Source organism: Shewanella sp. (genome assembly GCF_013214165.1).
Lineage (GTDB): Bacteria > Pseudomonadota > Gammaproteobacteria > Enterobacterales > Shewanellaceae > Shewanella.
The window spans coordinates 1-9,851 of record NZ_JABSSM010000105.1 but is presented as its reverse complement, the minus strand read 5'-3'; the positions used below and the strand labels follow the sequence as shown (position 1 = coordinate 9,851).

The following is a 9,851-nucleotide window of genomic DNA, read 5'->3' as shown; positions in this document are numbered from 1 at the left end:
GCCAACTAAGGTAAGTATAGTGGGTAAGCAAAAGCGCTGTTTGATGAACCCATCTAACCTAGAACGCGTATTAGAGGCGGGTTTGAGCGGTGCGAGTAAAAATTAATCGCTCATGCGCTGCCCCTGGCCCTCACTTGTTTGCTGACCCCACTTGTTTAGATAGTAAAATAGAGCATTGATAACTCAGTAGAGACTGGTATATTATTGATTAACAATGGCTGGCTTGAATTTTCTCCTTTATCTTCTTTGACCCCTTTATCTTCTTTATCATTTATCCAATCCTCTTATCCACCCCTGAACCCTTTATCCATTGGATTAACAAATTCAAGTCCAAATAGGTCTCTACAATCTTTGTAAAAAGTATAGCTATATTTACTAGATCTAACCTTAGGCTCAATTTTAATTAACAACATTTCTCTACCTTTATGATCAATATTATATTCAAACTTATCATAACGACTAATAAGTAGACACAAATTATTTATTGGTGCGCTTTTTTCAGTTTCAATTTTCACGTCGCTTGAAGAAAAAAACCTAATGTACCCTTCAATACGGCTAGCAGTGCACTTATCCTCATCCACATGTAAACAGTAACTTAACTCAATATATTTATTTTCAATTTCTGAGGAGTTATTACAGCCTGCAAAAAATAAAACCATAAAAAACAAAAAACTACTAATTGGAACCATAAATTTCATTAAACAACCCTCTATTAATCACTTGTGGGCCTTGACTATTAATCATCATAACTTCGTCGAAGTTAGAAGTATATCCATTTGCACCAGCAGCCATATTATAATCCCCATACAACTTACCCACTATAGGCAAAGCTCTAATTATAGACAGGATTTTATTAGTTGCTGCCCCAGTGAAAACACCTTTAATATTACCTGAAGCTTGGCTTAGCACAGCCTTATTAAAGTAACTCTTCGCCGCCGCAACCGCAAAACTAGGGAAGCCTCTAAGTGCACTTTCTTCCATGGCAGAACCAGCAGATGAATCATTCCACAGGTCAGCATCGACACTTAAGGCGTACTTTTTAAATAATGCGTATTCATAAGGGTTCTTTCTTTTAAAATCAGACAAGAAATTACTACCAGAGTTTTGTTGAACTCTATCCCACAGTGTCTTCCTACCTAACTGCTTCAATGACTTCCCAGCCTGATTCAACAAGTACTGCATGGCCCCCATCCGCGCACCGTTAGCAAACTTGCCGCCACTGATCGCTGATGCGGTGCCACCAATAATCGCAGAAGCCACAGTGCCTTTCAACACCTCTGATGCCTTAAGCCCACTGCCACCTGGCAGGAAGATGCCGCCCGCACCTTTCGTCACTCCAGCGCTGAAGAAGCCATGACCAAACTTGCCTCCTTGCAAGGTCGACGACAGTCCACCGACCAGAGCGTGAGCCCCTATCTGAGAAGCTGCCTGGCCAGCTGTCAGCATATTACCGCCAAACTCAACGAAGCCATCTTTAGCCCATATACCTGAGTCTATTGCAACCTGATTAATCCCGCCAATCTCACTGAAGTGCTCACCGATCCCTTGCAGAGCATAACCCGCCGCCGCACTGATAGCCCCCACCTTTAATCCCGCCGATAAACTACCTGTCGCAACAAAGGTCGACATGCCGTTATACAAGGCGCTACACCAGACCTGACAGCCGGGGATCACATTGAGCACTACGCTAATAAGGCTATTCAGCACAGGAATACTGTTCAGAAATTCATGGATAAACCAGACACCGGTGATCTTCATCACCCCCTTAAGCAGTGACTTAAAGGAATAGCCACTGGGATCGGTCATATTGAGCGGGTTATTCAATACGTAGCTATAGGCGTTATAGTTCTGCAGATTATCCGGGGCCTGGATCACAGGATCAGCCTGGAGCATGCGCCCAAGTGCGGCGTCATACATACGACCATTCATGTGAATGATGCGCTTGTCGCCATCAAAATCGACCGGCTCATGGCCGGTATAACCACGGGTGTTCGGCGAGATCTCGGCCAGGAGCAGCGCCGACATGGCCGTATGCTCATAATGAGCGATACGCTCGGCTTCGGTTGGCACAATTTCTGTTTGCTGACCGAAGACATCATAACTAAAGCGCTTGACCAGTTTGCCGCTGTCGTTGGTGATAGCGATAATAGAGCCTAACTGATCTTTATACAGCCAACGCAGCATGGCATTGCCATCGGCATAATAGGTCTGCATGGCATCGCCCAGATAACGCTTGATATAGGTCTGCGATTGGCCAGTGCTCGTTGCGGGCTTGAGCGTCAGCTCCAGGTTACCGACATAGAAGATGGTGCCTTGGCTGTCGGTACGCTTGAAACGATTGTTATTGGCGTCATAACTAAAGCGGGTGGTTTTATCACCGACAGTGATCTCGGTGGCCTTGTTGCGACCACTGTAACTGAAGCTGCGCCAAGCCGAGCCATCCTTTAAGCCTGTGATCTGATTACCATTGGCATCATAACCATAGGTTTCTGTTGCCTGACCTAGTTTACTGCGGCTGGTCACGGCATGAAGCGGTTGGTTATCGCCATCAAAACCTAAGCTCCAACCATCTTTGTGTTTCAGGTTGCCATTATCATCATACTGGTAACGCTCTAAGCCGTTGACATGGGTCACCCGATTCAGCGCATCATAGTCGAAGCTTTGCTCGGTAGAGCTAGCCAAGAGGCGAGAGGTTAGGTTGTTCATGCTGTCATGGACATACACATCGGATTGCAGATGGTCGCCACTGCTTATCCCGTCTAATCGATTGGCAACATCGTAACTCAGGTTCATGGCCTGGTTACCCTTGTTGTACTCGGTTAGTAGGCCATTGTCGTTGATGGTGACAATTTCATGATAGATACGTCCCGCACTGCCTTCACGTGCTTCTTGCTGCTTTAGCACTTGGTTATTTTGATAGTGCTGACGCAGACCTCGCGCTTCGACGAAACTGCCATCGCTGTTGCGACGATAGTCGTCAAACTGCTGGAACACCCTGCCATATTGGTCGAACTGAGTCTGCTGTATCACACAGCGGCTAGCAATGGGATCGGCTAAGGTGTCATCCACCATGCGCAAATCATTGTTAGCCGAGTTAAACACGGCCTTGGCAACACAGTGAGTGGTGCCGTCTAAGTTGGTGAGCGTGGCAACGCCGCGACCTAAGTTGTCATAGTAGAAGTGACGACTCCAATTGCCCCCTGAGCCATTGCCAATAGACTCTCTAATCAGTCTGTGCTTATTATCGCCAGAGCCGTAAGTCCAGAACATATCTTCGGAGACAATATCGGCGGTGCCGGTGACTTTTTGGTGTACCTTACGCCCCAGATTGTCGTAAAAAAAAGACAGGACAGCCATATCTTTTGTCTTTTCAGTTATCCCCTACTAAGCTTTAAGTTATCTTGATTTAGCTTTTTATGAGGTAGCTTCTATGACTTCAGCTCGCCGTAACTGATTATTAGGGCTATATCGACCCAGAATCGACGACCTTCTATCATATATTAAATCGTTGTGTTAGAAGAGTTTACCTCTGTGGTGAGGATAAACTGACAGGTAAGAGTTTCGAGCATAGACGCGGCTGGATTGTCGGCTCCCCTTAGAATCTAAGGTTAAGGCTCTTTCTGCTATCTTTTGTATCGATGTCTGTGCCTATGCGGTGATGAATAATCACTATCATCTAGTGCTTAAAATTGACCTTGATAGAGCTAAATCGCTGTCTAACCGCGAGATAATTGAGCTTTGGTGTAAGGTGACTAAAGGATATGATGTAGCGACTAAATACATGAATGGCGACACCTTAATCGAGGGTGAGCGTCTATCGAGTATCTCTTGCTATTGATTCAATGGGGACTTGAGGTGCCTCAATGAAGAGACTGCGCGTAGGGCCAATCGTGAGGATGAATGTAAAGGGGCATTCTGGGAGGGTCGTTTTAAGAGCCAAGCCTTACTCGATGAACAGGCGCTGCTAGCATGCATGATGTACGTGGATTTAAACCCTATCAGGGCTGGGATTGCTAATACACTCCAATCATCTGATTATACGTCTATTCAGGAGCGTATCATCGAGCTAAGTACTTCTTATAAAAACACTAAAACCAATGATGATAAATCAGCATCAGCCTCGAGTGAGCTACTCAAACCCCTTGCCCAATTCGATGGTGCTGCCCACCTAGCGACTCAATCAGCCATCCCATTTCATTTCTGTGATCACCTTCAACTTATCGATTGGACAGGCAGAGCCATTAGGCCTGATCAAAAAGGTTTTATTGATTCAAGCCAGCCTAAATTACTCAATGAACTTGGCATAGCACCCGAGGCTTGGATAACCTCAGCGAAAGAGTTTCGCCGCCAATACAGTGGTATTAGTGGTCGTTGGGATGCTATGTGTGCTTTCAAAAAACGGCATAACTGTGGGCTATGGTGTAAAGGTAAAGCCAGCAGCACTGCACTTCATCCATCTCCTTAGCAAGGCTTTCGGACAGGTCTTCGCGGCTGAAGCCGCTCCTACGTTAAAAGGCTGGTCGATAAATAAACATGTCGGAGCGAAGTAGGCCCTGATAATAATTTAAGATACTTTTTCTAATCAATGTCAGCTTAACTAGAGCGATTGCACTAACCCATTTATGTCCAGAAACGTGTTACTAGCCAGTAAAACTCAAATCGGAGAGGCAACTTTCTCGAAACCACAACAGGTGTGAACGCGGCTGTGACCTTCGACAGCAGGGCTAGGTTTCACAGCGTGAAACTCTTCGAGCGAGAGATAAGGATATCGAACTGGCTCTTAAACATGGAGGTTGTTTGATGTCGTAGAGGCTATAGGGACCCATTTCTTTAATAGATAGCACGCCGTGTCACAGAAGTGTTTGCACTAAAGCCTGCTGCAAGCAATAGATGCCAATGAAGCCATGCTTACCTGCAAACCAAGAAAATACCCAAACCGCCAAATGAAGCCAACCCCAAAGGATATTTGAAACTTGTTATCCAACAAGCAACACTCATCGATGATGTGGAAATTAGCTCAAGGCTAGCCGTGATATTGGTGATGGAGAAGGGGATCGGGTACACTACCGCCTTTGTCAGCCTAATAAGAGTTTTAAATGGAACCCCTAAACAGTTTTTATCCTGCTATTAAGCACGTTCATTTGACCTTCGTTGCCGCTAGTGTGTTGTTTTTCTTAGTCCGTTTCGTGCTTCATATGCGCCAGTCTCCCATCATGGATAAGAAGCTGATTAAAATTGCTCCCCATGTCATCGATACATTACTCTTATTATCAGGTTTGACCTTGTGTTTCGTCATTCAGCAATATCCCTTCATTGACCCTTGGATCACCGAGAAGTTAGGCGCTGTTATGGCGTATATCCTTTTAGCTACTATTTCTTTAAAAGCTAACAAAGGAAAGCTGTTCAAGGTTTTTGCCGCTTTCGGCGCGATTGCTTGGGTGGTATATGCCGGTAAGATAGCCATTTTTAAGCAAGCGGTGCTAATGGTCTAATGACAACTCTGACTCTGAAAGACAGTATTCAATTACCAGAAATGGCATTTGAAATTTCACAGCATCTGGGCTTCTCAAAACTCGAATCAGCCAAATGGGCTTGGTTAGAAATTGCGGGCTCAGTCTTGAGTCACTATGTAGTAGATCCTCATGAGAGATTAGAGGGTCTTTTACATTGGTTTTATCAAGATTTAGGTTTTTGCGCCCGTGAATCCTATTTTAGTGTTGAAGCCGCTGATTTGGGGGCTTGTGTCACCACGCGTCAGGGAAACAGTACGACTTTGGCCACGGTGTTGATGTTGCTAGCAAAGCAACTAGATCTAGAATTAGAGCCTTTGCTACTGCCTGGCACTACTGTGTTATGTAGCCGAATCGATGACAAGATCCGTTATATCGATCCGTTAACCGGTGATGACTTAACACGACATAAACTTCACGTATTAGTGCGGGGAGAACTGGGCAATGGCGTAGGCTTTAAACCGAGTTATCTTAAGCCTGTAAGCTTGAAGCGTCTGATCTCCAGAATGATACACGAGCTTAAAGCCGGCAGTATCGTCTCACATCATTTTGAGCCAGCGATGGAGTGTTGTAATTTACTGCTTCAATGGCATGCAGATGATCTTAACCTTAATCGAGAACGCGCCTTTATCGCGCAACAGCTAGGTTGTATCAGCGTGGCCGAGGCAGACCTTAAACACTTTGTCGATAACAGCCCGCACGATCCTGTGATTGAATTGGTTAAAATGCAACTCAAAGAGCTCAAGGGTAAACAAGAAGTTTATCATTAACATGTGTCTAATTGAGCTGGCTGTTACGGTTCAGAGGACTCATAGATAAGCCTTTTCAATAAAAATGAGTGGCAGGCAAGGATTGCGGTCACTCTCATTTAGTTCGATATTCGCCTGTATCGAGCCGTTAAACTAATCAACAAGTAAGAAATAACAAAGCTAAACAAAAAACATAATAAAAATAATGCTATCTAGGGGAGATAACACAGATGAGTAGCACAGCCATAGTGACAAATGATGCCACGGCCTTGGGCCTATTGGCCGCAGTTTTAGGGTTCGTTTTTTATACCAGTAACAGTAAGCATCCTTTCTGGACAAAGTTTTACAAATTTATCCCTGCACTGCTGATGTGCTATTTCCTTCCCTCATTGCTGAACACCTTTAATATCATCGACGGAAGTACCTCGCAGCTTTATTTCGTGGCATCAAGATACCTACTGCCGGCTTGTTTAGTCCTATTGATCTTAAGTGTCGATCTAAAGGCCATTCTTTCTCTCGGTCCTAAGGCCATTATCATGTTCTTGACCGGTACGGTGGGAATTGTGATCGGTGGACCTATCGCCCTGCTCATCATTTCAGCCATACACCCGGAAATTTTGGGTGTAACCGGGCCCGAAGCCGTATGGCGTGGCATGACGACCTTAGCCGGAAGCTGGATCGGTGGTGGCGCGAATCAGGCTGCGATGAAAGAGATCTATGAGGCAGGTGGCGATATCTTCTCTATCATGGTGACTGTCGATGTGATTGTCGCCAATATCTGGATGGCGGTATTGCTGTTTATGGCTTCTAAGGCCAAGCAGATAGATGCCTGGACGGGCGCTGACACCAGTGCAATCGAAGAGTTAAAAGACAAGGTCGAAAAGTACCACGCCGAAAATTCCCGTATTCCCAGTCTAAACGACCTGATGCTGATTGTGGCGGTTGGTTTTGGTGTCACGGGTCTAGCTCACGTATTTGCCGACTTCTTGGGGCCATTCTTCGAGGCTAATTACCCCTGGACCCGAGATTACAGCCTGACCTCCAAATTCTTCTGGTTGATCGTCACAGTAACGACTATTGGCCTGGCCATGTCATTCAGTCCTGTACGCCATTTGGAAGCTGCCGGGGCGTCAAAAGTGGCTACTGTGTTCCTGTATATTCTGGTGGCTACTATTGGTTTGCATATGGATGTGTCCAAGTTGGCAGATCCGGATAACTTATGGTATTTCGCCATCGGCATCATCTGGATGTTAGTACATTCTAGCTTTATGCTTATTGTGGCTAAGCTGATTAAGGCACCACTGTTTTATATGGCGGTGGGAAGTCAGGCCAATGTGGGCGGCGCGGCCTCTGCGCCTGTGGTCGCCGCAGCATTCCATCCCGCATTAGCGCCTGTTGGTGTACTACTTGCTGTATTAGGCTATGCTGTTGGGACATATATGGCGTGGATGTGTGGCCAGCTACTCCAGATCATCGCAACGCAAGGCTTATAGGCTAAAATACAGCATGCTGTGTACTAGTATAAAGTGAATATATGGCGTGGATGTGTGGACAGTTATTGCGAAAATCACTGTCCAATGGCTGCTAAATGTTTTATTGGTTAACGCTAAGGCAATGGCCTTGGCCTTATAGAGAGAAGTATTGATGAGTAATAAAGTCATAGGTCTAGGTGATATCGAGATCGCAAACGATAAACCTTTTGTGTTATTCGGTGGCATGAATGTGCTCGAATCTCGTGATTTAGCGATGAAGATCGCTGAAACATATGCCGAAGTGACGCAGAAGTTAGGCATTCCTTATGTTTTTAAAGCCTCATTCGATAAGGCTAATCGCTCGTCGATAAATTCATATCGCGGCCCGGGTATGGAAGAAGGTTTGAAGATCTTTCAGGAGATTAAGCAAACTTTTAATCTGCCTCTGATCACTGATGTGCATGAGATACACCAGTGCGCACCAGTGGCAGAAGTGGTCGATATCATTCAGTTACCCGCTTTCTTAGCTCGTCAAACTGATCTTGTGGTTGCCATGGCAGAAACCGGCGCCATCATCAATGTGAAGAAGCCACAGTTCTTGGCCCCTCATGAAATGCGTCATATCATCACTAAGTTCAATGAAGCCGGTAATGATAATATTATTCTGTGTGAACGGGGTTCTAGTTTCGGTTATAACAACTTGGTCGTCGACATGCTCGGCATGGATGAGATGAAGCAATCTGGCTATCCAGTTATCTTCGATGTCACTCATGCATTGCAGCGTCCTGGCGGACGTACCGACAGTGCAGGTGGCCGCCGCGCTCAGGCAACTGAGCTGGCAAGAAGTGGCATGGCCTTAGGTTTGGCTGGTCTATTCATCGAAGCGCATCCGGATCCGGACAATGCCAAATGCGATGGCCCATGTGCCTTGCCATTGAGTCAGTTAGAAAACTACCTGACTCAGATGAAAGCAGTGGACGATTTGGTCAAGTCATTCGATGCCATAGATACCAGCAAGTAAGCAGTTTCTTTGTCATGCTAAGCCTCGGTCATCTGATTGGGGCTTTTTTAATTCATTTTGTTGAGTATATTTAACTTTCCATCCTCTGATATCGCCTGTGGTTCATCTATGGGATATGCTTAGCCACCCTTTTCCATTCTTTCTAAGAAGCCGTCGTACCCTATGTGGATCTTCTTTACCTTCCTAGCCGCCTTTATGCAGGCCTGGCGTAATGCATTTCAGAGTCAACTTAGTAAAGAGGTTAAGGTCGCCGGTGTCACCTTGGCGCGTTTCCTGTGGGCCGGTCCCATAGCTGCACTCTATCTCGGCAGCCTGTATCTTTGGCAACCGGTGGGCATGCCTGAAATATCGCTTCAGTTCAGCTTGTATGTACTTGGTGCTGCAGCTGTGCAGATATTGGCAACGGTATTACTGGTGCAGCTGTTCAAACTTAAAAATTTCGCTGTGGGAGCCGGGCTTGCCAAGAGTGAAGCGCTTGTCGCTGCCGTATTAGGTGTGTTGTTTTTTGGTACTCAGCTTACCGGTTTAGGCTGGCTCGGTGTGCTACTAGGCGGCGTAGCGGTATTTATGATGAGCAGTGCCAAAGGGTTCAGAGGCATCTCATTTAAGACGGCCTTGATAGGTTTGGCCTGTGGGACTTTATTTGCGCTGACTTCTCTCTGGGTTCGTCAGGCCAGTTTAATATTGGATTTACCTTTCCCCCACAGAGCTGCCTGGGTTTTACTTTTCGTCATCACCATTCAAACTCTGGTCTTGCTCGCCTATCTGTTAATCACAGACAAGCAGACATTAACTGCCTTGATAGAGCGACCCAGACTCACCTTACTCACCAGCATTACGAGTTGCCTGGGCTCTATCGGTTGGTTCAGTGCCATGTCACTTCAATCCGTACCTTACGTGAAAACGTTAGGCCAGATTGAGGTCTTCTTCACCTTGTTAATCGCCATGTTTTGGCTCAAGCAGAAAGTGAACATAAAAGATATGTTGGCACTGATACTCATCGCCTTGGCTGCCGTCTTAGTGATGTGGGGCTAATGAGTACATCATTCCTTATTGGGCTTGTTTATGCTGTTGGCTTTGTTACTCGCTAGGATAACCA

General features: G+C 45.9%; 7 protein-coding genes and 1 pseudogene. 6 read left to right on the top strand and 2 right to left on the bottom strand.

The annotated features are described in order from the left end of the window. Positions 1-284: 284 nt before the first annotated feature. Both HRU42_RS19065 and HRU42_RS19060 read right to left on the bottom strand, forming a co-directional pair. Entirely contained in the window at positions 285-698 is a 414-nt protein-coding gene (locus tag HRU42_RS19065) for a hypothetical protein (RefSeq protein WP_295033437.1), read from the bottom strand. Continuing rightward, complete coding sequence (locus HRU42_RS19060; protein ID WP_295033435.1) at positions 676-3,357, bottom strand: RHS repeat-associated core domain-containing protein; 2,682 nt, start codon at positions 3,355-3,357, stop codon at positions 676-678. The genes HRU42_RS19065 and HRU42_RS19060 overlap by 23 nt, the downstream gene beginning before the upstream one ends. Before the next feature lie 73 nt (positions 3,358-3,430). On the opposite strand from HRU42_RS19060, the pseudogene HRU42_RS19055 reads away from it, so the two are divergent. The 6 genes and pseudogenes from HRU42_RS19055 to HRU42_RS19030 all read left to right on the top strand — a co-directional run bounded on the left by HRU42_RS19055 (position 3,431) and on the right by HRU42_RS19030 (position 9,787). Then, positions 3,431-4,465 (top strand): annotated as a pseudogene (locus HRU42_RS19055) (transposase). A 631-nt stretch (positions 4,466-5,096) separates the two neighbouring features. Further along, the gene (locus HRU42_RS19050) at positions 5,097-5,492 is read left to right on the top strand and encodes a SirB2 family protein (protein WP_295033434.1); all 396 of its coding nucleotides are present in this window, start codon (positions 5,097-5,099) and stop codon (positions 5,490-5,492) included. Then, entirely contained in the window at positions 5,492-6,280 is a 789-nt protein-coding gene (locus HRU42_RS19045; RefSeq protein WP_295033433.1) for a tetratricopeptide repeat protein, read from the top strand. Before HRU42_RS19050 ends, HRU42_RS19045 begins: the two co-directional genes overlap by 1 nt. Before the next feature lie 209 nt (positions 6,281-6,489). Continuing rightward, on the top strand, positions 6,490-7,752 hold the full coding sequence (locus HRU42_RS19040; RefSeq protein WP_295033432.1) for a DUF819 family protein: 1,263 nt from the start codon (positions 6,490-6,492) through the stop codon (positions 7,750-7,752). Between the two features lie 151 nt (positions 7,753-7,903). After that, a complete protein-coding gene (gene kdsA / locus HRU42_RS19035) occupies positions 7,904-8,752 on the top strand; it encodes a 3-deoxy-8-phosphooctulonate synthase (protein ID WP_295033431.1) in 849 nt (282 codons plus the stop codon). A gap of 162 nt (positions 8,753-8,914) precedes the next feature. Next, a complete protein-coding gene (locus HRU42_RS19030) occupies positions 8,915-9,787 on the top strand; it encodes an EamA family transporter (protein ID WP_295033430.1) in 873 nt (290 codons plus the stop codon). Positions 9,788-9,851: the final 64 nt, after the last annotated feature.

Coding starts and splice junctions, on each gene's coding strand:
- HRU42_RS19065 (WP_295033437.1), bottom strand. CDS start 698: ATGAAATTTATGGTTCCAATTAGTAGTTTTTTGTTTTTTATGGTTTTA.
- HRU42_RS19060 (WP_295033435.1), bottom strand. CDS start 3,357: ATGGCTGTCCTGTCTTTTTTTTACGACAATCTGGGGCGTAAGGTACAC.
- HRU42_RS19050 (WP_295033434.1), top strand. CDS start 5,097: ATGGAACCCCTAAACAGTTTTTATCCTGCTATTAAGCACGTTCATTTG.
- HRU42_RS19045 (WP_295033433.1), top strand. CDS start 5,492: ATGACAACTCTGACTCTGAAAGACAGTATTCAATTACCAGAAATGGCA.
- HRU42_RS19040 (WP_295033432.1), top strand. CDS start 6,490: ATGAGTAGCACAGCCATAGTGACAAATGATGCCACGGCCTTGGGCCTA.
- kdsA (WP_295033431.1), top strand. CDS start 7,904: ATGAGTAATAAAGTCATAGGTCTAGGTGATATCGAGATCGCAAACGAT.
- HRU42_RS19030 (WP_295033430.1), top strand. CDS start 8,915: ATGTGGATCTTCTTTACCTTCCTAGCCGCCTTTATGCAGGCCTGGCGT.